25 protein-coding genes are annotated in these 25,721 nt (G+C 64.5%); 11 read left to right on the top strand and 14 right to left on the bottom strand.

All coding sequences use genetic code 11. The features are described from left to right. The first annotated feature begins 49 nt into the window (after positions 1-49). The 4 genes from QCE73_RS17405 to QCE73_RS17420 all read left to right on the top strand — a co-directional run bounded on the left by QCE73_RS17405 (position 50) and on the right by QCE73_RS17420 (position 5,584). Positions 50-1,177: an HlyD family secretion protein gene (locus QCE73_RS17405; protein ID WP_035499094.1), complete on the top strand. Its 1,128-nt coding sequence runs from the start codon at positions 50-52 to the stop codon at positions 1,175-1,177. Next, on the top strand, positions 1,170-2,735 hold the full coding sequence (locus QCE73_RS17410; RefSeq protein ID WP_309882600.1) for an MDR family MFS transporter: 1,566 nt from the start codon (positions 1,170-1,172) through the stop codon (positions 2,733-2,735). Before QCE73_RS17405 ends, QCE73_RS17410 begins: the two co-directional genes overlap by 8 nt. A gap of 4 nt (positions 2,736-2,739) precedes the next feature. Beyond that, the gene (locus QCE73_RS17415) at positions 2,740-4,239 is read left to right on the top strand and encodes an efflux transporter outer membrane subunit (protein WP_404989781.1); all 1,500 of its coding nucleotides are present in this window, start codon (positions 2,740-2,742) and stop codon (positions 4,237-4,239) included. Between the two features lie 385 nt (positions 4,240-4,624). Further along, complete coding sequence (locus QCE73_RS17420; RefSeq protein WP_309882601.1) at positions 4,625-5,584, top strand: dienelactone hydrolase family protein; 960 nt, start codon at positions 4,625-4,627, stop codon at positions 5,582-5,584. A gap of 12 nt (positions 5,585-5,596) precedes the next feature. Here QCE73_RS17420 and QCE73_RS17425 read toward each other — a convergent pair whose 3' ends face one another. The 6 genes from QCE73_RS17425 to QCE73_RS17450 form a co-directional block, all read right to left on the bottom strand. Next, complete coding sequence (locus QCE73_RS17425; RefSeq protein WP_035499101.1) at positions 5,597-6,346, bottom strand: IclR family transcriptional regulator; 750 nt, start codon at positions 6,344-6,346, stop codon at positions 5,597-5,599. Between the two features lie 18 nt (positions 6,347-6,364). Further along, positions 6,365-7,117, bottom strand: a complete 753-nt coding sequence (locus QCE73_RS17430; protein WP_035499103.1) for an amino acid ABC transporter ATP-binding protein — start codon at positions 7,115-7,117, stop codon at positions 6,365-6,367. After that, complete coding sequence (locus QCE73_RS17435; RefSeq protein ID WP_187609235.1) at positions 7,114-7,758, bottom strand: amino acid ABC transporter permease; 645 nt, start codon at positions 7,756-7,758, stop codon at positions 7,114-7,116. Before QCE73_RS17435 ends, QCE73_RS17430 begins: the two co-directional genes overlap by 4 nt. Before the next feature lie 21 nt (positions 7,759-7,779). Further along, positions 7,780-8,496 (bottom strand): amino acid ABC transporter permease, encoded by a 717-nt coding sequence (locus QCE73_RS17440; RefSeq protein WP_035499107.1) that lies wholly within the window; start codon positions 8,494-8,496, stop codon positions 7,780-7,782. Between the two features lie 51 nt (positions 8,497-8,547). Next, the gene (locus QCE73_RS17445; RefSeq protein WP_035499109.1) at positions 8,548-9,390 is read right to left on the bottom strand and encodes a transporter substrate-binding domain-containing protein; all 843 of its coding nucleotides are present in this window, start codon (positions 9,388-9,390) and stop codon (positions 8,548-8,550) included. A gap of 280 nt (positions 9,391-9,670) precedes the next feature. After that, on the bottom strand, positions 9,671-9,934 hold the full coding sequence (locus QCE73_RS17450; protein ID WP_309883145.1) for a DUF4148 domain-containing protein: 264 nt from the start codon (positions 9,932-9,934) through the stop codon (positions 9,671-9,673). 191 nt (positions 9,935-10,125) lie between these two features. Here QCE73_RS17450 and QCE73_RS17455 point away from each other — a divergent pair, with 191 nt between their 5' ends. From QCE73_RS17455 to QCE73_RS17465, 3 genes are all read left to right on the top strand, one after another. Further along, complete coding sequence (locus QCE73_RS17455; RefSeq protein ID WP_309882604.1) at positions 10,126-10,575, top strand: YaiI/YqxD family protein; 450 nt, start codon at positions 10,126-10,128, stop codon at positions 10,573-10,575. Positions 10,576-10,699: 124 nt separating this feature from the next. Beyond that, the gene (locus tag QCE73_RS17460) at positions 10,700-11,473 is read left to right on the top strand and encodes an alpha/beta fold hydrolase (protein WP_309882605.1); all 774 of its coding nucleotides are present in this window, start codon (positions 10,700-10,702) and stop codon (positions 11,471-11,473) included. Between the two features lie 13 nt (positions 11,474-11,486). Next, positions 11,487-12,374: an alpha/beta hydrolase gene (locus QCE73_RS17465; RefSeq protein ID WP_309882606.1), complete on the top strand. Its 888-nt coding sequence runs from the start codon at positions 11,487-11,489 to the stop codon at positions 12,372-12,374. Between the two features lie 7 nt (positions 12,375-12,381). On the opposite strand, the gene QCE73_RS17470 is transcribed toward QCE73_RS17465, so the two are convergent. Continuing rightward, the gene (locus QCE73_RS17470) at positions 12,382-14,322 is read right to left on the bottom strand and encodes an AMP-binding protein (RefSeq protein WP_309882608.1); all 1,941 of its coding nucleotides are present in this window, start codon (positions 14,320-14,322) and stop codon (positions 12,382-12,384) included. Positions 14,323-14,615: 293 nt separating this feature from the next. Between QCE73_RS17470 and QCE73_RS17475 the strand changes: the two genes are divergently transcribed. Beyond that, positions 14,616-15,812 (top strand): acetyl-CoA C-acetyltransferase, encoded by a 1,197-nt coding sequence (locus tag QCE73_RS17475; protein WP_309882609.1) that lies wholly within the window; start codon positions 14,616-14,618, stop codon positions 15,810-15,812. A gap of 135 nt (positions 15,813-15,947) precedes the next feature. After that, entirely contained in the window at positions 15,948-17,096 is a 1,149-nt protein-coding gene (locus QCE73_RS17480; RefSeq protein WP_309882611.1) for a porin, read from the top strand. Positions 17,097-17,138: 42 nt separating this feature from the next. On the opposite strand, the gene QCE73_RS17485 is transcribed toward QCE73_RS17480, so the two are convergent. The 3 genes from QCE73_RS17485 to QCE73_RS17495 are packed head-to-tail and all read right to left on the bottom strand — an operon-like array spanning position 17,139 to position 18,941. Further along, positions 17,139-17,546: an SgcJ/EcaC family oxidoreductase gene (locus QCE73_RS17485; protein ID WP_309882613.1), complete on the bottom strand. Its 408-nt coding sequence runs from the start codon at positions 17,544-17,546 to the stop codon at positions 17,139-17,141. Continuing rightward, the gene (locus QCE73_RS17490) at positions 17,546-17,776 is read right to left on the bottom strand and encodes a hypothetical protein (protein ID WP_035499207.1); all 231 of its coding nucleotides are present in this window, start codon (positions 17,774-17,776) and stop codon (positions 17,546-17,548) included. Before QCE73_RS17490 ends, QCE73_RS17485 begins: the two co-directional genes overlap by 1 nt. A gap of 10 nt (positions 17,777-17,786) precedes the next feature. Further along, entirely contained in the window at positions 17,787-18,941 is a 1,155-nt protein-coding gene (locus QCE73_RS17495) for an acyl-CoA dehydrogenase family protein (protein ID WP_309883147.1), read from the bottom strand. Positions 18,942-19,191: 250 nt separating this feature from the next. Here QCE73_RS17495 and QCE73_RS17500 point away from each other — a divergent pair, with 250 nt between their 5' ends. Next, a complete protein-coding gene (locus QCE73_RS17500; protein WP_404989789.1) occupies positions 19,192-20,097 on the top strand; it encodes an SDR family oxidoreductase in 906 nt (301 codons plus the stop codon). Between the two features lie 16 nt (positions 20,098-20,113). Then, positions 20,114-20,992 (top strand): MaoC/PaaZ C-terminal domain-containing protein, encoded by an 879-nt coding sequence (locus QCE73_RS17505; protein WP_309882616.1) that lies wholly within the window; start codon positions 20,114-20,116, stop codon positions 20,990-20,992. Between the two features lie 39 nt (positions 20,993-21,031). On the opposite strand, the gene QCE73_RS17510 is transcribed toward QCE73_RS17505, so the two are convergent. The 4 genes from QCE73_RS17510 to QCE73_RS17525 form a co-directional block, all read right to left on the bottom strand. Further along, entirely contained in the window at positions 21,032-22,705 is a 1,674-nt protein-coding gene (locus tag QCE73_RS17510) for an electron transfer flavoprotein-ubiquinone oxidoreductase (RefSeq protein ID WP_309882618.1), read from the bottom strand. Between the two features lie 29 nt (positions 22,706-22,734). Continuing rightward, complete coding sequence (locus tag QCE73_RS17515) at positions 22,735-23,919, bottom strand: CoA transferase (protein ID WP_309882620.1); 1,185 nt, start codon at positions 23,917-23,919, stop codon at positions 22,735-22,737. Between the two features lie 14 nt (positions 23,920-23,933). Continuing rightward, a complete protein-coding gene (locus QCE73_RS17520; protein WP_309882622.1) occupies positions 23,934-24,779 on the bottom strand; it encodes an enoyl-CoA hydratase/isomerase family protein in 846 nt (281 codons plus the stop codon). A gap of 153 nt (positions 24,780-24,932) precedes the next feature. Then, a complete protein-coding gene (locus QCE73_RS17525) occupies positions 24,933-25,721 on the bottom strand; it encodes an IclR family transcriptional regulator (RefSeq protein ID WP_035499125.1) in 789 nt (262 codons plus the stop codon).

Genomic DNA, 25,721 nt, shown 5'->3' on the forward strand with positions numbered 1-25,721 from the left:
TCGAAGACTACCGCACGCAGGCGGTAGCGCAAGCAATCCCGGAGAAATCATGTCAGTCACAGCGCCCACGCACGGCGGCCAACCCACTGACGCCGCCCAAGGCAAAACATCACGCAAGCGCGTGCTGATCGCGATCGGCATCGTCGCGGTCGTCGTCGGCGTTGCGTGGGGCCTGCGCTGGTGGACTGTCGGCCGCTTCGTCGAAACCACCGACGACGCCTATCTCAAAGCCGACAGCGTGACCATCGCGCCCAAGGTGAGCGGCTACATCACGGAAGTGCTGGTCGAAGACAATCAGTCCGTCGCGGCGGGCGCGCCGCTCGCGCGCCTCGATACGCGGCAGTATCAGGCATCGCTCGATCAGGCGAAAGCGACGCTCGACGCGCGCGCCGCCGATATCCAGCGCGCCGAGGCCGAGCTGAAGCAACAGCACGCGAACGCCGAACAGGCGAAGGCGCAGGCCGACGTGTCGCGCGTGAGTCTCGCGCACGCGGAGGACGACGTGACGCGCTATCGTCCGCTCGTCGCGACCGGCGCGGAAACCGCCGAGCGCCTCGCGAGCCTCGTGTCGACGCGCGATCAGGCGCGCGCCACGCTCGCCGCGAATCTCGCCGCCGCCCGCTCCGCCACGATGCAGATCGGCGCGACCGAAGCGCAGATCGCGCAGGCCCGCGCGCAGATGGAAGCGGCGCAGGCGCAGCTCAACCAGTCGAAGCTCGATCTCGACGACACGACGCTCGTGAGTCCGGTCGCGGGCCGCGTGGGCGACCGCACGATCCGCGTCGGCCAGTACGTGCAACCCGGCACGCGGCTGATGACGGTCGTGCCGGTCCAGTCGCTGTATCTCGAAGCGAACTTCAAGGAAACGCAAGTGGGCCGTATGCGTATCGGCCAGCCGGCGACGCTGCATGTCGATGCGCTCAAGGGCACGGACCTGCACGGCGTCGTCGAGAGCTTCGCGCCCGGCACCGGCGCGCAGTTCGCGCTCCTGCCGCCCGAGAACGCGACCGGCAACTTCACGAAGATCGTGCAGCGCGTGCCGGTGCGCATTCGCGTCGATACCGGTCCGGAAACGCGCAAGGTGCTGCTGCCGGGATTATCGGTGACGGTCGATGTCGATACCAAAGCCGCCACCGACGACAGCAAGCGCGTCGCCGCCGAGAATCGCCATGACTGAAGCGCACGCACGCGCGAGCGCCGTCGACTGGATCGCGGTCACGGCCGGCGCGCTCGGCGCGCTGATGGCCACGCTCGATATCTCCATCACCAACTCCGCGCTGCCGCAGATCCAGGGCGAGATCGGCGCGACCGGCACCGAAGGCACCTGGATCTCGACCGGCTACCTGATGTCGGAAATCGTGATGATCCCGCTCGCCGCATGGCTCACGCGCGTGTTCGGCCTGCGCAATTTCCTGCTCGGCAACGCGGTGCTGTTCACGCTGTTCTCGGTGATGTGCGGCCTCTCCACCTCGTTGCCGATGATGGTCGCGGGCCGCATCGGCCAGGGCTTCACCGGCGGCGCGATGATCCCGACCGCGCAGACCATCATCCGCACGCGGCTGCCGCGCGAGCAGATGCCGGTCGGCATGACGATCTTCGGTCTGATCGTGCTGCTCGGGCCGCTGCTCGGCCCCGTGCTCGGCGGCTGGCTCGCGGAGAATATCTCGTGGTCGTGGTGCTTCTTCGTGAACGTGCCGGTGGGCATCGCGCTCGTCGCGCTGCTCGTCACCGGGCTGCCCGCCGAGAAGTCGCACTGGGAGGCGTTTCTGAAAGCCGACTGGATCGGCATCGCGGGACTGGCGATCGGCCTGAGTTCGCTCACCGTCGTGCTGGAAGAAGGCCAGCGTAACCAATGGTTCGAATCGGGCGAGATCGTGATGCTCACCTGCGTCACCGCGTTCGGCTTTCTGCTCATCGCGCTCTCGCAGTTCGTCGCGAAGAAGCCGATCGTGCGGCTCTCGCTGCTACGCAATCCGCGCTATGCGAGCGTGATCCTGATCGTGTTCGCGGTGGGCGCGGGGCTTTATTGCGTATCGTTTTTGCTGCCGCAGTTCCTGAGCATCGTCGCGGGCTACAACGCGTTGCAATCCGGCGCGATCATGCTCGTGTCGGGCGTGCCCGCGTTTCTCATCATGCCGGTGCTGCCGCGTCTGCTCGGCAAGGTGGATTTTCGCGTGCTCGTCATCACGGGTCTGCTGTTCTTCGCGGCGAGCTGCCTGCTCGATATCTCGCTCACCGCGCAGAGCGTCGGGCACGATTTCTTCTGGTCGCAAATCCTGCGCGGCTTCGGCCAGATGCTCGCGATGATGCCGCTCAATCAGGCGTCGATGGCCGCGGTGTCGCGCGAGGAATCCGGCGATGCCGCCGGCCTCTACAACATGGCGCGCAATCTCGGCGGCTCGGTGGGCCTCGCGATCCTCGGCACCGTGATCGATCGCCGCGACAATTTTCATACGGCGGCGATCCGCGAATCGCTGACGGCCAACTCCGTGATCGGTCAGGAGCGCATGGCGGCGAGCGCCGCCAACTTCGCGGCACAGGGCGGCGACATCGCCCACGCGAAGATGCAGGCGCTCGGCCAGTTGTCGATGCAGATCGGCCAGCAGGCCATCGTCATGACTTACTCCGAAACCTTTTACGTGCTGGCCATCGCGCTGCTCGCGTGTCTGCCGCTCGCGCTTCTACTCAAGACTCCGCGCGCGCAGGCCGGCGAGATGCCGTCCGCCGGCCACTGATGTCATGAATCTTTCGACGATGTTTCCTTCCCGCTTCACCTGTCTGCTTCCGTTGGCCGCGCTCGCGCTCGCCGCGTGCACGGTCGGCCCCGACTATCACGGCGCGCCGGAAGTCGCGCCCGACGCCGCGAAGAGCGGCGCGTTCGTGCGCGCCCCGGCGCAGGGCGTCGTCGCGACGCACGCGCCCGCTACATGGTGGCAGGCGCTCGACGATCATCAACTGAACACGTTGATCGATGCCGCGTTCACGCACAATCCCGACCTCAAGATGGCACGCGCGCGTCTGCGTCAGTCGCGCTCGCAACTGAGCGGACAGCGCGCCAATGAGTTGCCCAAGGTGTCGGCTTCGGCGGCGGCGCTGCGCACGCGTTCGCCGGATACGTCGATCTTCGGCTCGTCGTCGGGCGATCAGGGCGCGCCGGCATCGAACGGACGCGGTCCCGTCGATTTCTATACCGTGGGCTTCGACGCCTCGTGGGAAATCGATCTCTTCGGCGGCACGCGCCGCGCGATCGAAGCCGCATCGGACGAAGCCGACGCCGTGGACGCCGATCTTTCCGACGCGCGCGTGTCGCTCGCGGCGGAAGTGGCGTCGGTGTACATCGACTTGCGCGATCAGCAGGAACGGCTCGCGCTCGCCGAACACACGGCCGAGTATCAGCAGCAGATGCTCACGCTCACCGAGCAGCGCCGCGCGCGCGGCACGGCGGCCGAAGTCGATGTCGAACGCCTGACCACGCAGGTCGATACGACGCGCGCAACGCTCGTGCCGCTGCAAGTGCAGATCACCGATTCGCTCGATCAACTCGCCGTGCTGACCGGCCGCACGCCCGGCGCGCTCGACGCGGAACTCGGCGCGCGTGCGCCGCTGCCCGCGTTGCCGTCGTCGGTGCCGATCGGCGATCCGGCGACGATGCTGCAACAGCGCCCCGATATCCGCGCCGCCGAACGGCGTCTCGCATCGAGCAATGCGCAAATCGGCGAGCATGTCGCGGATTATTTTCCGAAGGTGTCCTTGCTCGGCGATATCGGCTTTTCCGCGTCGAACCCGGGTCATTTGCTGCGCAAGCAGAATTTCTCGTGGGTCGGCGTGCCGTATCTGCAATGGAATCTGTTCGACTTCGGGCGCACGGCGGCCAATGTCGATGCAGCCGAAGCCGCGCGCGACGAAGCCGAAGCGCGCTATGAGAAGACCGTGCTCGGCGCGCTGAAGGACGCCAATTCGTCGCTGTCGCGATACGGCAATCAGCGTGAGCACGTGGTGCGGCTTCAGCAGGTTCAGGCATCGGCGGAACGTTCGGCCACGCTCGTGCGGCAGCGTTACACGGCGGGCGTATCGACGCTCATCGATCTGCTCGATGCGCAGCGCACGCAGTTCGCCGCGCAACAGGACGTGGTGGCCGCGCAGGCTGAATTGCTGAAGGATTTCGTGTCGCTACAGAAGAGTCTGGGTTTGGGATGGGAGTCGTCGGGCGCGGCCGTGTCGGTGGCGCGCGTTTCCTGAAGCGTCGCATCGGAAAAAAAAGAGCCCCGTCAGTATTCGCGACGGGGCTCTTTGCTTTCAGCGGCGCAACACGCTTACTTGCAGTGGCGTTCCCAGTGATGATGCACGCGCACCTTGTGGCAGACCGGTTCATGATGATGCGAAGCAGCGAAAGCCGGAGCGACCGAAAAAAATGCCATGCCAGCGGCCAATACGGCGAGAACAGCCTTTTTCATGAGTTCGTTGTCTTGGAGATGAAAGAGGCACGATCGTAACAGCGTGAGTTTACGAGTACCTGTCCGTAGTCCGGCATGACGCAAAAGCGCTTCGGCGACGCGGCCTCGTCGGCGTGTGAATGCTCTAACATCAGCCATTCCTTCGGCGAACGGACGAGGAGCCGACCGTCATGAGATTCGCTGCCGTCACCGCGTTCGCGCTCGTTCTCGCGCTTCTTGCCGCGCCGTCCTTCGCAGCCGATGTCGGCTTCGAGGAAGTCAGGATCGCCAACGGTGAGGAACCGCCGCTGCTCGTCGGCATCTGGTATCCCACTGATGCGCCGGCCTCGGGCGACCCTGCGCGGACGATCGCGGGCAATGGCTTATCGCTGATCGTGATGTCGCACGGCGGCGGCGGCTCGTATGACAGCCACCACGATACGGCCATCGCGCTGGCTCATGCGGGTTTCGTCGCAGCGGCGGTGAGCCACGCCGGCGACACGTTCGACGACCAGACGCATGTGCTGGAGATATGGCGTCGCCCGGTCCAGCTTCGCCGCCTGATCGATTACATGCTCGCACAGTGGCGCGGCCGCGAGCATCTCGATCCGGCGCGCATCGGTGCATTCGGCTTCTCGAACGGTGGCTTCACCGTGCTCGTGGCCGCTGGCGGCGTGCCGAATCTCTCCGCGATCGCGCCGTATTGCCGCGCGCATCCGGATCACGACTTATGCCGGGCGCTTCAGCATGCCGGCGTCGATCCTGATGTCGGCGTGAACGTGCCCGCCGACGCCTGGGTGCCGGACGCCCGCATCAAGGCGGCAGTCATCGCGGCTCCGGCGTTCGGCTTCACTTTCGGGCCCGCGGGCCTGAAAGACGTGCGCATCCCGATCCAGCTCTGGCGAGCCGCCGACGATCATCATCAGCCGAACCCTTTCTATGACGAAGCGGTGCGCGCGAACCTGCCGCAAGCGCCGGAGTATCACGTCATCGCCGACGCGGGACACTACGACTTCCTGCCGCCCTGTAGCGCGCGTCTGATGCGCCAAGCGCCCGCCATCTGCACGAGCGCGCCAGGCTTCGACCGGTCGGCGTTCCATGAACGCTTCAACGCCGACGTAGTGCGCTTCTTCGACGCAATGCTGCGATAGGAAGCAAATGCACTATCGCTGCGACAGCGCGTTCGCGGACTGCAACAGATCGTCGAGCATCGCCTGCCGCCGTTGCGGATCGGTATCGCGACCGGTCATGAAGCACAGCGCCGCGATCGGCATGCCGGCGCGATCGCGCACGGGCGCCGCCATGCACAGGCGAAACGCGTTCGACAAACCTTCCGTGCAGCAGTAACCCAAGTCCTTCGCGCGCTGAACATCGCGCATGAATTCATCGAAGTCGATATGCACGCCGTTATCGAGCGTGAAGTCCTCGCGCGGAATCAATGCGCCGATTTCCCCGGCGTTCATATGACCGAGCAGCAGACGTCCGGTCGCGGTCCACGGAATCGGCACTCTCACGCCGATGTCCGAGCTGATGTTGAACGGGCGCGCGCTGTTCTCGGACAGCACCACGGTGTACTTGTTGCCCTCCAGCATGCACAACTGGGTGGTCTCGTCGTACTTGCGCACCAGCGCGAGAATCGACTGATGCGCGCGGCTGATCAGGTCGTTGTGCGTGGCGTAATCGGAGCCGTAATAGTGCATCTCGCGTCCGAAGAACACGCTTCCATCGGCGGAGGTTTCGAGCCAGCCGACATCCGCGAGTATCGCTACCAGCTCGTAGATGCTCGAACGCGGCGCACCGGTCGCTTCGATCAACTCGCGCATCGTCATCGGGCGCTGTGCGAGATGCAATTGCCGAAACATCGCAATGACCCGGTCCACGCCTCTCGCTCGCGACGATTCTGTAACTGCCATGCATTCGCTCCGTATGCGTCAATGGTCGAGCACGCGATGCAGGAACTGCCGGGTGCGCTCGTTCGATGGATTCACGAAGATCTGCTCCGGCTCGCCCTGCTCCGCGATCACGCCCTTGTCCATGAAGACGACGCGATCCGCCGTCTTGCGCGCGAAGCCCATTTCGTGCGTGACGACGACCATCGTCATGCCGTCGCGTGCGAGTCCGCGCATCACTTCGGTGACTTCGCCGACGAGTTCGGGATCGAGCGCCGAGGTCGCTTCGTCGAAGAACATGATGCCCGGCTCGACGGCGAGCGCCCGCGCAATCGCGACGCGCTGCTGCTGTCCGCCCGACAACTGGCTCGGGTAATGATCGGCGCGATCCGCGAGGCCGACGCGATCGAGCACGTCCATTGCGCGCTTGCGGGCATCGGCGGGATTCATCTTGCGCGCCTTGATCAGCGCGAGCGTGACATTGCCGAGCGCGGTCTTGTGCGGAAACAGATTGAACTGCTGGAACACCATGCCGACGTGACCGCGAATGTCGCGTGCGCGCTTCGGGTCGTGCATCGGCACGTCGTTGACCCAGACTTCGCCGGAATCCGTCGTTTCCAGTCCCGCCATGATGCGCAGCACCGTGCTCTTGCCCGAACCCGACGCGCCGATCAGCACGAGCACTTCGCCCGCGCGCACTTCGAGATTGATCTCGTTGAGCACGCGCGTCGCGCCGAATGCTTTACTGACGCCCGAGAGCGAAATGACGGGCTTGGTCTGGCTTTGATTGCTCACGACAGTCTCCTGCGGTCATGGTGGCGCACCCACTGCGAAAGCGGGAAGCACACGACGAAATAGATGAGTGCGACGAGTCCGTATATCTCGACCGGCTTGCCGATGCGATCGACGATCGCCTGCCCGCCGTGCATCAGTTCCGACATGCCGATCATGCTGACGATCGACGTGTCCTTGATGAGCGAAAGATACTGGCCGATGAGCGGCGGCAACACGATCCTGCCGGTCTGCGGCAGCACGACGAACGCGAACGCCTGCATGCGCGACAGACCGAGAATCTGCGAGACTTCCCATTGGCCCTTCGCCACCGACTCGATCCCGGAACGGAACACTTCGGCGATATACGCGCCCTGATACACGGAGAGGCCGATCACCCCGGCGGCGAATACATCGATCGCATAGCCGAAGTAAGAGACGCCGAAGTAGATGAACATCAGCGTGATCAGCACGGGCGTGCCGCGAAACAGCTCGGTATAGAGGCGTGCGATGCGATCCGTGCCCCACGGTCCAAACGTTCGCAATACGGCGGCAATAAGGCCGATCAGCGTGCCGCCGACGATCGACGCGATGGACAGCAGCAGCGTCGTCACGAGACCTTGCAGCAGGATCGACAGACTGGTTCTCAGCAATTCAATTGACATGATCCAACTCCGATTCGGTGATCAGGCGCGGTTGGCGCGGCGCAGCGCGAGACCGCCGAAGCGCGCGCGCGGCCGGACGATCAGCGGCGGATGAAACATCCGTGCGCCGAGCTGCCCCGCGATCCACGACAGCACGTTGCTCAGCACCAGATACGCGACGAGCACGACCGCGAATGTCTGGATATAGAGCAGCGTGCGCGAGTTGATCACGGTCGCGGTGCCGGTCAGTTCGGGCAATGCGATCGCGGACAAGAGCGACGTGCCGAGCAACAGTTGAATCAGGTAATTGACGATCGCCGGATAAACCGCACGCGCGGCCTGCGGCAACACGATCTCCGTGAAAATCTGGCCGCGTTCGAGACCGAGAATGCCCGCGGCTTCGAGCTGCCCGCGCGGCACCGACTGAATGCCCGCGCGAAACACTTCCGACAGATAAGCGCCGACGTTGAGTCCCAGCGCGATCACGCCGGCCCAGTACGCATCGAGCGAAATTCCCGCCGACGGCAAGCCGAAGAACACGATGAATATCTGCAAGAGAACCGGCGTATTGCGGATGATCTCGACGTAAGCCCGGGCGATGAACCGGATCACGCCGAGCGGCGACATGCTGGCCAGCGCCGTCAGCAGACCGAGCAACACCGCCAGCACGAACGCGAGAAGCGTCACTTGCAGCGTCAGCCAGCCCGCTTTCAGGAACTCGGGGACATAGCCCCACAAGGTTAGCCACTCGTAACTCATATCAGCCTCCGCATCGTGCCGGTTTCATGCGATATCGACATCACGCCTTCCTCAGAACTGCGGGTTGAGCGGATAACGCGGATCGACGCCGAACCACTTCTTGTAGAGCTGCGCGTTGAGCTTCGACGCGTTGATGTTGAAGAGGAACAGATTCAGGTAATTGAGCCACGCCTGATCGCCGGCCTTAACGCCGAAGCCGTTGTATTCGAGCGGCACGAGGGCTTCGTTGGTCACGGTCAGTTCGGGGTCGAGCGTCGCCTGATACGCGAGGAAGTTGTTGTCCTCGATCATCGCGTCGGCTTGACCTTGCTTCACGGCGAGAATCGCGGCCTGCGAGCTGTCGTATTCCTGGATCTTGATCGGAATGTTCAGCGAGCGGACTTCATCGCCGTTGGTCGAGCCTTTCACGGTCGCGATCGTACGATTGCCCATGTCTTTCACGGACTGAATGCCGCTGCTCTTCTTCACGAGCAGCGCTTCGCTCGCGACGACATACGGCGTCGTGAATTCGATGACCTTCGCGCGTTCCAGATTGCGCGTGAAGTTGCAGAACACGACATCGACCTTGCTCGTCTGCAGGTTCGGAATCCGGTTCGCGCTCGTCGTGTTCACCACTTCGAGCTTGACGCCCATCTGTTTGGCGAGCTCCTTGGCGAGATCGACGTCGTAGCCATCGGGCTGACCGGCCTTGTCGTAGAAGCCGAACGGCGCGAAGGTCAGGCAGTCGCCGACGCGCAAGGTCCCGCGCTGAAGCACCGCCTGAAGCGTCGAACCGGAACCTGCCGCCGCGCCGCCTTCGGCCGGCGTGGAAACCTTGGTACACGCGGACAGCGCCAGCGCCCCGGCGATGACGAACAGCGAGACAGTTCTGGCGCCTATGTTCGAGAGTTTCATTTGCAGGTCCTGTTCTTGAGGAAGGAAATGACGGAACCGGTTCCAGACTCGTTCCGCATCGAAAATCGGGTTATCGCTCGTTGTCCGGTATATCGGACAGACATCTGGCTAATCGGAATGCAATGCAGTGTTGGATAAGAGAATTCCGCGCGCAAGCCGCCCGAACCCTAATTGCACGGATTTTTTTGTTCAGATACCGGCGAGTTAGCACGCACGTGCGCAACCATCACGGCGTCCCGTGATGGCGCTCAAGCCCTGTGCGATGACTTCGGCTGCGAAACTACTGGCTCGCGCCCGCCCCGATCCCCGCCTTCTTCTGAGCGTTCTGCAAATCCTGGGGATAGTTGGGATCGTTCGCGCGGCCGGGGTTGTAGCCCGCGTCTTCGAGTTTCTTCAACTCGGCGTTCTTCTTGGCGCGCGCCTGTTTGCGGGCGGCCTTCTTTTCCGCTTTCGTCGTGGGTGCCGCTTGCGTCGCGTCAGTGGCGGTCGAACCGGTATCCTGAGCATAGGAAAGCGGAGTCGCGGATGCGCCCACAACGCCCATGATGAGTGACACAGCAATGCTTGCCAGCTTCGTTCTCACGGTGATTCTCCGTTCTGGAGGAGATGCGTTTCACGAAAGTATAGGGCGTTCGGGTCCGCGCTGCGTCGCCGGAAGTCATCGTGCGATACTCGTCGCGCCGTCCTGCCCGCTTCCATTCGCGACGGCGGCTTAACATTCCGGGATACCAACCGATGCAAATCATCGTCGATGCCGACGCCTGCCCCGCCGTCGTGAAAGATATCCTGTTTCGCGCAGGCCCGCGCATGAACGTGAACGTCACGCTGGTCGCCAATCAGTTCCTTCGCACGCCGCCCTCGCCCTGGATACGCGCGATTCAGGTGCCCGCCGGTTTCGACGTCGCCGATGCGCGCATCGTCGAGATGGCGCAGGCGGGCGATCTCATCATCACGGCGGACATCCCGCTTGCCGCCGCGGTGATCGCGAAGGGCGCGTTCGCGCTCGATCCTCGCGGCGAATGGATGAGCACGGAGAACATCGAAGAACGGCTGTCGATCCGCGCGATGATGGACCAGTTGCGCAGCTCCGGCGTCCAGACGGGCGGCCCCGCGCCGTATGCGCCGCGCGACGGCAAGAATTTCGCCGCGCAACTCGATCGCTTCCTCGCGAAGCACGCGCGATAGACACGCCCCGCCCTTCCGAAATACGGAACAACGCATCGATCGACGTTGACGCCTCGCGCGCCCGCGATGAAATTGAGTGCTGACCGATAGAACGGAGATGGCGCGAACCGCGCGCAGCGAAGTCATGAACGTTTCAAGTCACATGCCCGAACCGGCGCGCTGGTGGAAAAGCCACGACGGCGTTCGTCTCGCCGGCGATGCCTGGGGCGACCCCGACGGCGTCCCGGTCATCCTGCTGCACGGCGCGGGGCAGACGCGGCACGCCTGGCATCGCACGGGACGGCTGCTCGCGGATGCGGGCTATCACGCCATCGCGTTCGATGCGCGCGGTCACGGCGATTCGGACTGGCCCGCGGACGGCAACTACAGCCAGAGCGCGATGGTGCGCGACCTCGAATGCATCGCGGTATCGCTGGGTGCGCGTCGGCCCGTGCTGATCGGCGCGGCTACCGGCGGCGCGACGAGCCTGCTCGCCGTGGGCGAGAATTACGTCGATGCCCGCGCGCTTATCCTCGTCAACATCGCGCCGCAGACGGAAGCCGGCGGCGTCGCGCGCGTGCAGTCCTTCATGCGGCAACGATCGCCGGAAGACTGCGACCCGTATTTCGTCGCGTGGCCGCGAGACATGGCGCGGCGGCATCGGCGGCTCAGCGCGTGCGCGCGCAAGCTCGCGGTGCCCACGCTGCTGATGCGCGGCGAGCGTTCGGATGTCATCAGCGAGGAAGGCGCGAGCGAATTTCTCAAGCTGTGTCCGCACGCCGAATACCTCACCGTGCGCGACGCGGGTCATCGCGTCGGCAAAGGCAATGACGTATTCGGCGATGCCGCGCTGCGCTTCATCGAGCGGCGTGCGTGCGCCGAGCGGCCACGCGCGCGGCGTCTCTACGAATGCGCATGAAAAAGGAACGACGATGAGCGCAGGAACCCGACTCGCGGGCGCACCGCAACCGATGCACATGTGGACCGGGCCATCGGGCATCGCGCTCGCCGCCGATACCTGGGGCGACCCGGGCGGCCCGCTCGTCATCCTGCTGCATGGCGGCGGCCAGACACGTCACGCGTGGGGCGAGACGGGCGCGCGGCTCGGCGAGGCCGGTTATTTCGCCGTGGCCTACGACGCACGCGGACACGGCGATTCGGGCTGGAGCCCGGACGGCGACTACAGCCTCGACGCGCTCGCGCAGGATCTGCAATGCGTGATCGATTCGGTGAACGGCGCGCGACCCGTGCTCGTCGGCGCATCGCTGGGCGGCGCGACAAGCCTCGTCGCGATGGGCGAAGGCCTCGTCGATGCGAGCGCGCTGATCCTCGTCGATATCGTGCCGTACACGGAGCCCGCGGGCGTCGACCGGATTCGCGCTTTCATGCGCCAGCGTCCCGAAGGCTTCGATTCGCTCGAAGCGGTCGCGGACGCCATCAGCGAATATCGACCGTCGCAATCGCGCCGTCGCAGTCCGGAGGGTCTCGCGAAGAACGTGCGGCTCGGCGACGACGGGCGTTATCGCTGGCACTGGGACCCGCGCTTCATCGAACGCCCGCTCGATATTCGCGGACGCCACGAACGATTGTCGGCGTGTGCGCGCGCGTTATCGGCGCCGACCTTGCTCGTTCGCGGCGCAAGTTCCGATGTCGTCAGCGAGAAAGGCGTGCGCGAGTTTCTCGCGCTGTGCCCGCATGCAGATCATGTGAACGTCGCGGAAGCGGGGCATATGGTGGCGGGCGATCGCAACGACCGGTTCGGGCGCGTCGCGATCGACTTTCTGCTGCGCAACGTGCCGGTCCGGGACCGGCACGGCTGAAGCGCGTTCAGGACTGCGCGGCGCGGCGAATCATGTCGATGGCCGCCGGATTGTCGAGCGACGAAAGATCGCCCGGCGAACGCCCGCAATACACGCTGCGAATCACGCGCCGCATGATCTTCGAGCTGCGCGTCTTCGGCAACTGCTCGACGACGTGCAGCGCCGACGGACGGAACGGCCTTCCGAGCCGTGTATCGACGTGGCGCGCGACAATCTGCTCAAGCTCGGTCTGCGACACGGGCGCGCCCGCCATCGGAATGACGAACACCACGAGCTTTTGCCCTTTGACGGGATCGTCCACGCCGATCGCGGCGGCCTCCGCGATCTCCGGCAATTCGAGCAGCACTTCCTCGATTTCCGCCGGCCCGACGCGCTTGCCCGCGAGCTTGATCGTGTCATCGGAACGGCCGAGCATGAACCAGTGACCGTCCTCGCGATGCATCGCGAGATCGCCGTGCACCCAGATGCCGGGCACCGTGCGCCAGTACGAATCGAGGTAACGCTCGTCGTCCTGCCAGAACGATTGCGTCATGCCGACGAACGGCGCGCGCACCGCGAGTTCGCCGATCGCGCCGACGAGCGCGTGTCCGTCCGCATCGACGACATCCACGGCCACGCCCGGCGAACTCGTGTTGAATCCGCTCGGCACGATGGGCTTCACGACCACGCTCGACAGCAACGCGCCCGACACTTCCGTGCCGCCCGTGTAATTGATGACGGGACGCTCGCCTCTGCCGAATGCGCGCTGGAACCAGACGAAGTGTTCCGGATCGATGCCCTCGCCCGCCGTGATGAGCAGACGCACGGAAGACACGTCGCCTTGCATCGCCACGTCGGCGTTGGCCGCGAGACCGCGAATGAGCGTCGGCGCGGAGCCGAAATGCGTGATGCGATGCCGCTCGATCAGACGCGACATGCGCGACCAGTCCGGAAAATCCGGCGCGCCGTCGTAGCAGACGAGCGTCGCGCCGCGCAGCAACGCGCTCGACATCACGAGGCTGCCTGCGATCCAGCCCATGTCGGCGGGCCAGCAGAACACATCGCCGGGCTTCACGTTGAAGTGCACCGCCGAATCGTGCGCGATCTTCATCGGAAAGCCGCCGTGCGTGTGCACCGCGCCCTTGGGCTTACCAGTCGTGCCCGACGTGTAGATCACCATGAACGGATCGCCGGACGCCATTACTTCAGGCGCTGCATCCCGCGCCGCCGACGCGACCGCCGACCAGTCGACGACATTGCCGCGAAAGCCACGCGCTTCATTGCCGTCCTTCCAGATCAGCGTGTCGATATCGGGCAGGCGCGTGAGCGCTTCATCGACGAGCGCCCGCGCATCGACCCATTTGCCGCGCCGCGAAAAACCTGTGGTCGCGATGAGCGCGCGCGCCGTGCACGACGAGAGGCGCGAGACGATCGCATCGACGCCGAAGCCGCTGAAAAGCGGCACGGCGATGGCGCCGATCCACGACAGGCCGAGCATCGTCACGGCGGCTTCGATGCCGTTTTCCATCAGCAGGCCGACGCGATCGCCGCGTCTCACGCCCTGCGCCCTGAGGCCCGCCGCAAACGATGCGACACGCGCCTTCAGCTCGCTGAACGTGACGTTGTGCACCGAGCCGTCTTCGCGTTCCGCGACGATCGCGAGCCGTTCGGCGCTGGACGGATCGTCCGCCCACTTGAGCACGGAGTTCACCCAGTTGAGCCTGCCGCCGTCGAACCATTTGGGGAATTCCTTTCCCGCCGAATAGTCCGCATACGCGCGATACGGCTCGTCCCACACGATGCCGCAGTAATCGAGCACCGTCTTCCAGTAACGGTCCGGCTCCGCGCTCGCGCAGGCCAGCAGCGCGTCGTAGTCCTGCACGCCGAGCCGTTCGATCAGCGCATTCACGTTCGACGTCGCGATGTCTTCGGCGCTCGGCCGCCACGCACTTTTCTGATGATCGTTCATTGCAATTCCATACCGATGAGATGAAGCCGGAAACCGGAACCTGGAACGAGGCCCGATCATTGTCGCTCCAATCCTGAGCGGCAGGGCAATGCCCGTCAACGCGGCACGCGAGCATGTTCCGTGCAACGAAACGGCATCGCGAAGGCGCGCGACCTTCGCATAGGGCGCAACCCGCATATCGCATTCGACGTGCTATCGAAGTACGGAAATGTCTTTCGTCCTGCGTTGACGGAAGTATCGTGCGGCTCGCATCGTGCACGTACTTATCCGATATCCACATCGAAGGACGATTCATGAGACGAGCAGCCATTGTTGCACCCGTGCGAACGCCCGTCGGCGCGTTCGGCGGCAGCCTGCGCGGCGTACCGGTCGAAGACCTCACACGGCCCGTGATACAGGCTGTGCTCGAACGCACGCGCATCGATCCCGCGCGCATCGACGATGTCGTGTTCGCGCAGTCGTATGCGAACGGCGAGACGCCCTGCATCGGCCGATGGGCGGCGCTCAATGCGGGTCTGCCGGTCAGCGTGCCGGGCATGCAGCTCGACCGGCGCTGCGGCGGCGGATTGCAGGCCATCGTCACCGCCGCGATGATGGTGCAAAGCGGCGCCGCCGATGTCGTGCTGGCGGGCGGCGTGGAAAGCATGAGCAACATCGAGTACTACACGACCGACATGCGCTGGGGCAAGCGTTCGGGCTCGGTGCGCTTTCACGATCGGCTGGAGCGCGGCCGCGAACGCTCGCAGCCGGAAGATCGCTTCGGCTATATCTCGGGCATGGTGGAAACCGCCGAGAATCTCGCACGCGAATACGGCATCACGCGGGCCGAAGCCGATGCATTCGCGGCGTCGAGTCATCGGCGCGCGGCCGCGGCGTGGGAAGCAGGCAAGTTCGACGATGAAGTCGTGCCCATCGCCGTGCCGCAGCGAAAGGGCGATCCGCTCATGTTCACGCGCGACGAAGGCATCCGCGCCGACACGACCGCCGATTCCCTCGCCCGCCTCAAGCCGCTCATGAAGGACGGCGTGACGACGGCGGGCAACGCGAGCCAGCAGAACGACGCGGCGGCCGCGTGTCTGATCGTCGCGGAAGACAAGCTGGATGCGCTCGAACTTGCGCCGCACGGCTATCTCGTCGGCTGGGCCGCGGCGGGATGCGAACCGGCGACCATGGGCATCGGTCCGGTTCCCGCCGTCGAAAGACTCTTCGCGCGCACGGGCTTTTCGTTCGATCGCATCGATCTGGTGGAACTGAACGAGGCATTCGCCGCGCAAGCGCTCGCCGTGCTGAAAGGCTGGCAATGGGACGACCGCGAACGGCTGAACGTGAACGGCTCGGGCATCTCGCTCGGGCATCCTATCGGCGCGACAGGCGTGCGCATGATGACCACGCTGCTCAACGAACTGCGGCGGCGCGGCGGGCGTTACGGCCTCGAAACCATGTGCATCGGTGGCGGTCAAGGGCTCGCGGCGATCTTCGAAGCAGCATAAGCAACCGAACCTGAATCTGCACCGTTAGCGCGTTCGACAGCCTGACGGTGTCTGCGCATGTCCATTAATTCGTCATCCGAAATAGCTTTTTAATAACCAGCAGTCGAAGTCCTACAAAATCAAGGAGACACGTCAGTGAAAAGGCATCTTTTGTCGGTCGCGGTAATCAGCAGCGTTGCGGGCGCGGCGCACGCGCAAAGCAGCGTGACCTTGTACGGTCTCGTCGATGCGGGCGTGAACTATGTCAGCAACGACAACGGCAAAGCAAACTGGACGATGACGATGGGCGTCCTTCAAGGCAATCGCTTCGGCTTCAAGGGCGTGGAGGATCTCGGCGGCGGAACCCGCGCGATCTTCCAGCTCGAGAACGGCTTCACCGGCGGCGGCGCGCTCGCGCAGGGCGGACGTCTCTTCGGACGACAAGCATGGATGGGCATCGCCAACGATCGCTTCGGCTCGCTCACGATGGGCCGTCAATACGATTCCATCGTCGAATATATTCAGCCGTTGAGCGGCATTCCGTATACGGGTCTCGCGCATCCGTTCGACAATGACAATATGGACAACTCGTTTCGCGTGAACAATTCCGTCAAGTACACGAGCCCGAACTTCGGCGGTCTGAAGTTCGGCGGCATGTACGCGTTCAGCAACACCGCGACGACGGACAACGGCTCCGGCTTCGCGACGAACCGGCTCTGGAGTCTCGGCGCGAGCTATACGCAAGGCAGGCTGTCTGTCGGCGCGGCGTATATGCATCTGAATGCGCCGAATGCGAATACGACGGGCGCGATCTCGGGCGATTACATCAACGTGACGACAACGTCGCCGCTGCATGCCGCCGGCCTCACCGGCGCGGTGATTCGGGAGGACGTGGCCGCGGCGGGCGTGACGTATCAGCTCACGCCTGTCACGCTCGGCTTCGTGTATAGCCACTCCAAGTTCTATTCCGCGAGCGATTCGCTCCGCTTCGACAACTACGCGGCGACCGCAAGCTGGCAGATCACGCCCGCGTTCATTCTTTCCAGCAACTACACCTACACGAACGGCCAGGCGCACAACTCGGATCTGAAGCCTCGATATCATCAGGCCGAGCTGATCGCCGATTACTTCCTCTCGAAACGCACCGATGTATATCTGCTCGGCGCATGGCAGCATGCGGTCGGCGACGCGCCGGTCGCATCGATCGCGCCGGATACGTACGGCGCGGGCGGCACGTCCGCGCCCGATGCATCGACCACGCGCAATCAGGTGCTCGTGCGGCTCGCGATGCGTCACAAGTTCTGATCGGCTCGTTCATGCCGGCGCACGCGATGTGCGCCGGCATGGTCAGATCGGCGGCGATTCCGGCTCGTTGGAAAAATGATGCTGACGGATGCGCCACGCACCGTCGATCGAAGCGATGACGAGCGTCGTGCGCAAGCGCGCTTTCGATGTCTTGTTCCCGGCAAGCGAGAACGTGAATTCGCCGTATCCCTGCGCGAGAAAGCAGTCCGGGCTCAGACGAATGAAGTGCTGGTCTGTCAATGCGAGCGTGGCCGATTCGATCACGCCAACGTAAGACGCGAAATACGCGAGGATGCCCGCCTCGCCGACGGACTGCCCTTTTCGTCCGCCGAAGAACAACGCGTCCGGCGCATAGAGCGCGCCGAATGCCTGCACGTTCCAGTCGCGCGCCGCCGTGTTCCATGCGGCTTCGACTTCGCTCAGAACCTCTCTTGCGACCCACTCGCTCATCACGCGATTCTCATCGTCAGGCGGCGCGGCGCGGGCGGGAAGAGATGCCACGCGCCGTCGGCATGTTTGAAGAAGCAGATCGCGACATCGCCGCTGGCGTCGCGGGCGTCGACCTGCACGCATCGCAGCCGCTCGCCGCGATGAATCGAGCGTACACGAAACGGAATCGCCCGGTTGGGTGTGATCCAGCTTTCCACGGCATCACGCAGGGACTTTCGCGCGGACATCATGTCGCTCTCCTTACCCGCGCGCTTCACGCAGCATGTTGCGCGCGATGACCAGTTGCTGCACCTGCGTCGTGCCTTCGAAGATGCGGAACAGGCGCACATCGCGGTAAAAACGTTCGATGCCGTATTCGCTCATATAGCCCGCGCCGCCGTGAATCTGCACCGCGCGATCCGCGACACGCCCGCACATCTCCGATGCGAACAGCTTCGCGCACGATGCCTCCGTGCTCACGTTCAATCCTTCATCGCGACGGCGCGCGGCATCGAGAACCATGCAGCGCGCCGCATAGAGTTCGGTGCGGCTGTCCGCGAGCATCGCCTGCACGAGCTGAAACTCGCCGATCGCCTGGCCGAACTGCTTGCGCTCGATCGCGTATTGCACCGTGTCGTCGAGCATGCGCTGCGCGACCGCCACGCAGATCGCCGCGATATGGATGCGCCCTTTGTCGAGCACTTTCATCGCTGTCTTGAAGCCCTTGCCTTCCACGCCGCCGATCAGATTCGCGGCGGGCACGCGGCAGTTCTCGAAGATGACGTCGCACGTATGTGCGCCGCGTTGCCCCATCTTCTTGTCGCGCTTGCCGAAGCCGATGCCCGGCGTGCCCGCCTCGACGATGAACGCCGAGATGCCGCCGGAACTCTTGTCCTCGGGATCGGTGCGCGCCATCAGCGTGAAGATGCCCGCTTGCGGCGCGTTGGTGATGTAGCGCTTCGTGCCGTTGACGACGTAATGATCGCCGTCGCGTATCGCGGTGGTGCACAGCGAGGCCGCATCGGACCCGGCTTCCGGCTCCGTCAACGCGAACGACGCGATGATCTCGCCGGTCGCGAGACGCGGCAGATACAGCGCTTTCTGTTCCTCGGTGCCGTCGAGCAGAATGCCCTGCGAGCCGATGCCCACCGTCGTCCCGATCAGCGAGCGGAACGCGGGCGATGCGCGCCCCAGTTCGAACATCGCGATCACTTCTTCTTCCATCGTCAATTGCAGGCCGCCGTACGCTTCGGGGATGGTCAGCCCGAAGAGGCCCATCTCCTTCATGTCGCGAACGATGTCCTGCGGAATCTCATCGCTCTCGGCCACGCGCTCTTCGTTGGGGATCAGGCGTTCACGAACGAAACGCGCGATGTTGTCGCGCAGCACGTTCATCGTTTCGGTGTCGCGAATCATGGTCTTCAGTCTCTCCGGATGCTTCTGTGATGTGCTCATGCTGCGATTCGCGAGGCACCCGCGTCAACGGCATGTGATGGCACGTTCCGTACTTCGATTGCGCCTCTTCCGTACGTGCGCCGTGTTTAGCGCCGCGCTCCTTTTCGATGTACGGAATGTCCTCGCGCATCGCGTTGACACATATCGGCCGCGCGCTTCATCGTCGGAGTCAGGCAATCGGGATTCAACGGAGACGCATATGACGAGCAGGATGATGGAAGGCAAGGTGGTGGTCGTATCGGGCGCGGGCGGCGGCATCGGCCGCGATATCGCGCTGCTGATGGCGCGTTACGGCGCGCGCGTGGTGGTCAACGATATCGGCGCGTCGCTCGAAGGCACGGGCCGCGACAGCACGCCGGGCGAGCGCGTCGTCGAGGAGATTCGCGCGGCGGGCGGCGAAGCCGTATCGAACACCGACAGCGTCGCGGAAAGCGGCGCGGGCGAACGCATCGTCGAACAGGCGCTCGATGCGTTCGGGCGGATCGATTGCGTCGTGAACAACGCGGGGATTCTGCGCGACCGCTTCTTTCACAAGATGTCGGACGAGGAATGGGATGCCGTGCTGAAAGTGCATCTGTACGGCAGCTTCAATCTGAGCCGCGCCGCCGCGAACCGCTTCAAGGATCAGGAGAGCGGCACGTTCGTCCACATGACATCGACCTCGGGGCTGATCGGCAATCTCGCGCAGGCCAACTACAACGCGGCGAAGATGGGCATCGCCGGGCTTTCGAAATCCATCGCGCTCGATCTCGGCAGGTTCAAGGTGCGCTCGAACTGCATCGCGCCGTTCGCCTGGAGCCGCATGGTCAGCTCCATTCCCACCGATACGCCCGAGCAGGCGGCGCGCGTCGAAAAGATCAAGCAGATGACACCCGCGAAGATCGCGCCGCTCGCGGTCTATCTCGCGAGCGACGGCGCGCGCGATGTGAACGGTCAGATCTTCACCGTGCGCAACAACGAAATCTTCCTGATGAGCCAGCCGCGCCCCGTGCGCTCCGTGCATCAGAGCGAGGGCTGGACGCCCGAATCCATCGCCGAGCACGGCATGCCCGCGCTGAAGTCCTCGTTCGTGCCGATGGACCGCTCCGGCGATGTCTTTAGCTGGGACCCCGTGTGACGCGACGGAGACTGACTTGGCGATCGATTATCAGAAACTGAAGAACTGGCCGTTCGACGACGTGCACCAGACCTACACCGAGCGCGATAGCGCGCTGTATGCGCTGAGCGTCGGCTTCGGTGTCGATCCGCTCGACACGCGCGCACTGAAGTTCACCTACGGCCCTGAGATGGCCGTCGCGCCGACGATGGCCGCCGTGCTCGGCTTTCCCGGACAGTGGATGCGCAACCCCGAGAGCGGCATCGATTACGTGAAGGTGGTGCATGGCGAGCAGCGCGTGACGCTCATGCGGCCCTTGCCCGCCGCCGCGACGATCATCGGGCGCACGCGCGTGCAGTCGATCGTCGACAAGGGCGAAGGCAAGGGCGCGCAAGTGCTGATGTCGCGCGATGTCATCGACGCATCGAACGGTGAAGTGCTGGCGCGCGTCGAGCAGTTGAACTTCTGCCGCGGCGATGGCGGTTTTACCGCACGCGGTCAGCCGCACGATGCGCCGCTGCCCGCGCCTTCGGCCGTGCCGGAAACGCAGGCGGATATCGTCTGCGATCTGCCCGTGCGTGCGGAAGGCGCGTTGCTGTATCGACTGAACGGGGATGTGAATCCGCTGCATGTCGATCCCGCGACGGCGCGTGCGGCCGGCTTCGAGCGCCCCGTGCTGCATGGACTGGCGACCTACGGAATCGCCGGTCACGCGATTCTGCGCGCGGTGTGCGGCTACGATGCAGCGCGCCTCAGGATGCTCTACACGCGCTTCTCTTCGCCCGCGTTTCCGGGCGAGACGATACGCGTCGAAATATGGCGCCAGTCAGGAACGGCGCTGCGGTTTCGCGCGCGATCGGTGGAACGCGATGTCGTCGTGCTCAACAACGGCGAGGCTGAAATCACCGAAGCCTGAGCGCGGCGCGTGCCCGATTCCATCGGGCACGCGCTGCGCTCACATGTTCGGATAGTTTGGCCCGCCGCCGCCTTCGGGCGTCACCCACACGATGTTCTGCGTCGGGTCCTTGATATCGCATGTCTTGCAGTGAACGCAGTTCTGCGCGTTGATCTGCAGGCGGTCCTCCTGCGCATCGTTCTTCACGAATTCATACACGCCAGCGGGACAGAAGCGCGCTTCCGGGCCCGCATACGTGCGCAGATTGATATCGACCGGAATGCGCGCATCTTTCAGCGTGAGATGCGCGGGCTGGTTCTCTTCGTGATTCGTGTTCGAGATGAACACCGACGACAATCGGTCGAACGTGAGCTTGCCATCCGGTTTCGGATACGCGATCGGCCTGCATTGCGAAGCGGGCTTGAGCGTCTCGTGATCCCAATGCCGATGATGCAGCGTCCACGGCGCATTACCGCCCAGCACCTTTTGCTCGATGCCCACCATCAGCGTGCCGAGGTAAAGTCCCTTGCTCATCCATTGCTTGAAATTGCGCGCGCGATACAACTCGTCGTGCAGCCACGAACCCTTGAACGATGCGGGATAAGCGGCGAGTTCGTCCGAGCGCCGCCCGGCCTGAACCGCATCGAAGGCGGCGTCGGCGGCGAGCATGCCGGTCTTGATCGCCGCGTGCGAACCCTTGATGCGCGATGCGTTGAGAAAGCCCGCATCGTCGCCGACGAGCGCGCCGCCCGGAAACACGAGCTTCGGCAAGGACATCAGCCCGCCCGCCGTGATCGCGCGCGCGCCGTACGACACGCGCTTGCCGCCTTCGAGAAACGTGCGGATCGACGGATGCGTCTTGTAGCGCTGAAATTCCTCGAATGGCGAGAGATACGGATTCGAATAGCCAAGTCCGACGACGAAGCCGACCATCACCTGGTTGTCGTCGAGGTGATAGAGAAACGAACCGCCGTAGGTGTCGCGGTCGAGCGGCCAGCCGGCGGTATGAATGACGAGTCCGGGCTTGTGCTGCGCGGGATCGATCTCCCACAACTCCTTGATGCCGATGCCGTACACCTGCGGATCGGCGCCCTCGCGCAGCCTGAAGCGCTCTGACAGCTGCCGTCCGAGATGACCGCGCGCGCCTTCGCAGAACAGCGTGTACTTCGCGTGGAGTTCCATGCCGAGCTGGAAGTTTTCGGTCGGCTCGCCATTCCTGCCGACGCCCATGTTGCCCGTCGCGACGCCCTTCACCGAACCGTCATCGTGATACAGCACTTCGGCTGCGGGAAAGCCAGCGAAGATTTCCACGCCCAGTGCCTCCGCCTGCTGACCGAGCCAGCGCGTGAGATTCGCGAGGCTGATCACATAGTTGCCGTGGTTCCTGAAGTTATCTGGCAGCGCCCAGTTCGGCACGGAACGCGCGCCGGATTCGGACAGGAACAGAAAGCGGTCTTCCGTCACGGCGACATCGAGCGGCGCGCCTTGCGACTTCCAGTCGGGGATGAGTTCATCGAGCGCGCGCGGGTCCATCACCGCGCCCGAAAGGATATGCGCGCCGATCTCCGAGCCTTTCTCCAGCACACAGACACCGAGTTCGACACCCTGCACCGCCGCGCGCTGTTTGAGTCGAATCGCGGCGGACAATCCGGCCGGACCGCCGCCGACGATCACCACGTCGTAGTCCATCGATTCGCGTGGACCGTATTGTTCGAGGACATTCGTTTGAGACATGAGCTTCGACTTCCCGATACATGAAGACTTCACGCCACGCCGAGTTCGCGCAGCGCCTGAATTTGCGCGTCGCCGTAGCCGGCTTCGTGCAGGATCTCCGTCGTGTGCTCGCCGATGGTCGGCGGCCGCGATTCGATCGAAGGCGGTGTGCGCGACAGCATCGCCGGCGATACGACGATCGGCGCCTTGCGCGCCAGCCCCGGATAATCCACCCAGTCGAACGCGTGCGAAGCGTGGATCGCCGGATCGTCGAGCGCCTCGCGCGGCGAATAGACGGGGCCAGCGGGAATGCGCGCCGCTTCGAGCGCGGCGAGCGCTTCCTCGCGCGTGCGCGACGCACACCACGCCGACATCATCTCGCTCAGCGCCGCGCCGTTTTCGCCGCGCCGCAGGTCGTCGGTGAAACGCGGATCGTCCATCAGCGCGGGATCGCCGATCATGCGCACCCAGCGCCTGAAAAGCGGCTGCCCGATCACCTGCACGATGATCCATCCATCGCGCGTACGGAAGATGTCCGACGGTCCGTGTATCGGGCTGCGATTGCCGGTCGCCTGCCGGTCGATGGACAGCACCGCTTCCTCGATCAGCGCGCCGCTCGCGAACATCAGCGCGGTTTGCAAGAGCGACGCCTCGACCACCTGCCCCCTGCCGCTCGTGCGCCGCTCGTAGAGCGCCATCACGGTGCCGAGCGCGCACGACAGCGCGGTCGCGAAATCGACGACCGGCACCATCGCCTTGGCCGGGCTTTCCGGCGTGCCCGACATGTAGACCGCGCCGCTCATCGCCTGGCCGACGCCATCGAAACCGACGCGATTCGCCGCATCCGCATGTGACCCGAACGCTGACGACGCCGTGAGAATGATGTCCGGTTTGATCGCGCACAGCGACTCGTAATCGAGGCCGAGATTGGCGAGCGTCGCGGGCGGCATGTTGGCGATGACCACGTCGGCGTCGCGAATCAGCCGCTTCACGACCTCGCGGCCCTGAGGATGATCGATGTCGAGCGTGATCGAACGCTTGTTGCGGTTCGATTGCAGAAAGAACGCGCCCTCGCCGCTTTCCGTGACCGGCATGACGAAGCGGTCTTCGCTGCCGCCGACGCGATCGACGCGGATCACTTCGGCGCCGAAGTCCGCGAGCAGCGCCGCGCAAAAAGGCCCTGCGATATAGCGCCCGAAATCGAGGACGCGAATGCCTTGAAGAACCTTGGCCATGTCGTGTCGTCCTCTCAGGCGCTGCGTGCGGGCGAAACCGGCGTGGTCACCGGGAACGCGGGCGCGCGCTTCTCGCGGAACGACGCCACGCCTTCGCGCACTTCCGCGCCGCCGAAGCCGAACATCTCCAGCGCGAGCGATGCATCGAAGGTCGGGCCCGCCTGACGCAGCCAGTTGTTGAGCGCGTACTTGGTCAGCCGCACCGCCGAAGGCGCGCCGTTCACGAGGCGCGTGGCGATAGAGAGCGCGGTGTCCTGAAGCTCGGCATCGTCCACGGCGAGCGATACGAGCCCGATCTGTTCGGCCTTCTCGCCGCTCACCGGCTCGCACAGCATCAGGTGATACTTCGCCTTCGCCATGCCGCACAGGAGCGGCCAGATGATCGCCGCATGATCGCCGGCTGCGACGCCGAGGCGCGTATGCCCGTCCACGAGTTTCGCGGAACGCGCCGCAACCGATACATCCGCGAGCAGCGCCGCGACCAGCCCCGCGCCGACAGCCGATCCGTGTATCGCCGAGACAATCGGCTTCGAGCAGTTGATGATGTTGTAGACGAGATCTTTCGATTCGCGCCACACGCGCACGCGCGCATCGAAGGACTCGATCATTTCCTCGACCATGTCGAAGTCACCGCCCGCCGAGAACGCGCGGCCCGCGCCGCACAGGATCACGGCGCTCGTTTGCGCGTCTTCATCGACATCGCGCCAGACGCGCGCGAGTTCATCGTGGCCGCGCGCATCGAGCGCATTGAGCCGTTCGGGGCGATTCAGCGTGATGCGCAGCACGCCGCGCGCGGGACGATCGAATGCGAGCACACGATACGACGCATAAGACACGTTGGACTTCACAGACTCCGACATGGATTCTTCCTTTCTCTCTGGAATTCGGTGAACCCATCGTGACGACCGCGACCGATAGCGTCAACGCGATGCGCCGCGTTGTTCCGTACGTCGAAACCGGCTCTGCTGCGCGCTGTCTCGCGCGTGAGTCGAAGCGGATTTCGAAGTACGGAATCACGGCTCGCAATCGACATCCGCGAGCAGTTCGGTGAGCCTGTGCCCTGCCGCGTGAAGCGCGGGAATCGCGCGCTTGCGGATCGCGGTCATGTCGGGTTCGAGTTCGACCGCGCCGCAGTTGAGCGACATCAGCGTGCGCGTGCGTCCCACCGTCAGCGGCAACGCGATGCCGTACGCATTGCGCTGATATTCGCCGACGGCCATGCAGACGCCCGTCGTGCGCAGATCCTCGAACGCGGTGTCGAGGTTCTTGCGCACGATGTCGGCGTTCTTGCCCGGCGTCGCGAGAATCGCCGCGATGCGTTCGCGGCGTTGCGCTTCGGGCAGCGCGTACAGATGCGCGCGCCCGACCGAGGTCGTTTCCATCGGCAGCAAGGTGCCGACACCGAGCCGCAAAGTCGCGATCCGCGCGCTCGTCCTGCACGCGATATACAGCATGTCGAGATGATCGGGCACCGCGAGCGCGACGCACAGTTCGAGCTTGTCGGCGAGCGTTTGAAGAAACGGATTGACGAGGCGCGTGACGGGGCTCGCTTCGAGATAGGCGTGCCCGATGCTCAACGCGCCCGCGCTCAGCTCGAACTGCCGCCCGCCGCTCACGCGCCGCAGAAAGCCGATGCGGATCAGCGTCGCGGTGATGCGCGACACCGTCGCTTTCGGAAAACCGGTGCGACGCACGAGTTCCGCGTTCGACAAAGGCGCACGGTCGGCGCGAAACGCGCGCAACACTTCGAGCCCGCGTTCGACGGTCAGCGTGACGGGCGTGGTATCGGCTGGGGTGGTCAT

This window comes from Caballeronia sp. LZ029, assembly GCF_031451275.1.
Lineage (GTDB): Bacteria > Pseudomonadota > Gammaproteobacteria > Burkholderiales > Burkholderiaceae > Caballeronia > Caballeronia jiangsuensis.

Bases quoted from the DNA above. Each gene is read 5' to 3' on its own strand.
- QCE73_RS17405 (WP_035499094.1), top strand. From the start codon at position 50: ATGTCAGTCACAGCGCCCACGCACGGCGGCCAACCCACTGACGCCGCC.
- QCE73_RS17410 (WP_309882600.1), top strand. From the start codon at position 1,170: ATGACTGAAGCGCACGCACGCGCGAGCGCCGTCGACTGGATCGCGGTC.
- QCE73_RS17415 (WP_404989781.1), top strand. From the start codon at position 2,740: ATGAATCTTTCGACGATGTTTCCTTCCCGCTTCACCTGTCTGCTTCCG.
- QCE73_RS17420 (WP_309882601.1), top strand. From the start codon at position 4,625: ATGAGATTCGCTGCCGTCACCGCGTTCGCGCTCGTTCTCGCGCTTCTT.
- QCE73_RS17425 (WP_035499101.1), bottom strand. From the start codon at position 6,346: ATGGCAGTTACAGAATCGTCGCGAGCGAGAGGCGTGGACCGGGTCATT.
- QCE73_RS17435 (WP_187609235.1), bottom strand. From the start codon at position 7,758: ATGTCAATTGAATTGCTGAGAACCAGTCTGTCGATCCTGCTGCAAGGT.
- QCE73_RS17440 (WP_035499107.1), bottom strand. From the start codon at position 8,496: ATGAGTTACGAGTGGCTAACCTTGTGGGGCTATGTCCCCGAGTTCCTG.
- QCE73_RS17445 (WP_035499109.1), bottom strand. From the start codon at position 9,390: ATGAAACTCTCGAACATAGGCGCCAGAACTGTCTCGCTGTTCGTCATC.
- QCE73_RS17450 (WP_309883145.1), bottom strand. From the start codon at position 9,934: ATGGGCGTTGTGGGCGCATCCGCGACTCCGCTTTCCTATGCTCAGGAT.
- QCE73_RS17455 (WP_309882604.1), top strand. From the start codon at position 10,126: ATGCAAATCATCGTCGATGCCGACGCCTGCCCCGCCGTCGTGAAAGAT.
- QCE73_RS17460 (WP_309882605.1), top strand. From the start codon at position 10,700: ATGAACGTTTCAAGTCACATGCCCGAACCGGCGCGCTGGTGGAAAAGC.
- QCE73_RS17465 (WP_309882606.1), top strand. From the start codon at position 11,487: ATGAGCGCAGGAACCCGACTCGCGGGCGCACCGCAACCGATGCACATG.
- QCE73_RS17470 (WP_309882608.1), bottom strand. From the start codon at position 14,322: ATGAACGATCATCAGAAAAGTGCGTGGCGGCCGAGCGCCGAAGACATC.
- QCE73_RS17475 (WP_309882609.1), top strand. From the start codon at position 14,616: ATGAGACGAGCAGCCATTGTTGCACCCGTGCGAACGCCCGTCGGCGCG.
- QCE73_RS17485 (WP_309882613.1), bottom strand. From the start codon at position 17,546: ATGAGCGAGTGGGTCGCAAGAGAGGTTCTGAGCGAAGTCGAAGCCGCA.
- QCE73_RS17490 (WP_035499207.1), bottom strand. From the start codon at position 17,776: ATGATGTCCGCGCGAAAGTCCCTGCGTGATGCCGTGGAAAGCTGGATC.
- QCE73_RS17495 (WP_309883147.1), bottom strand. From the start codon at position 18,941: ATGATTCGCGACACCGAAACGATGAACGTGCTGCGCGACAACATCGCG.
- QCE73_RS17500 (WP_404989789.1), top strand. From the start codon at position 19,192: ATGATGGAAGGCAAGGTGGTGGTCGTATCGGGCGCGGGCGGCGGCATC.
- QCE73_RS17510 (WP_309882618.1), bottom strand. From the start codon at position 22,705: ATGTCTCAAACGAATGTCCTCGAACAATACGGTCCACGCGAATCGATG.
- QCE73_RS17515 (WP_309882620.1), bottom strand. From the start codon at position 23,919: ATGGCCAAGGTTCTTCAAGGCATTCGCGTCCTCGATTTCGGGCGCTAT.
- QCE73_RS17520 (WP_309882622.1), bottom strand. From the start codon at position 24,779: ATGTCGGAGTCTGTGAAGTCCAACGTGTCTTATGCGTCGTATCGTGTG.
- QCE73_RS17525 (WP_035499125.1), bottom strand. From the start codon at position 25,721: ATGACCACCCCAGCCGATACCACGCCCGTCACGCTGACCGTCGAACGC.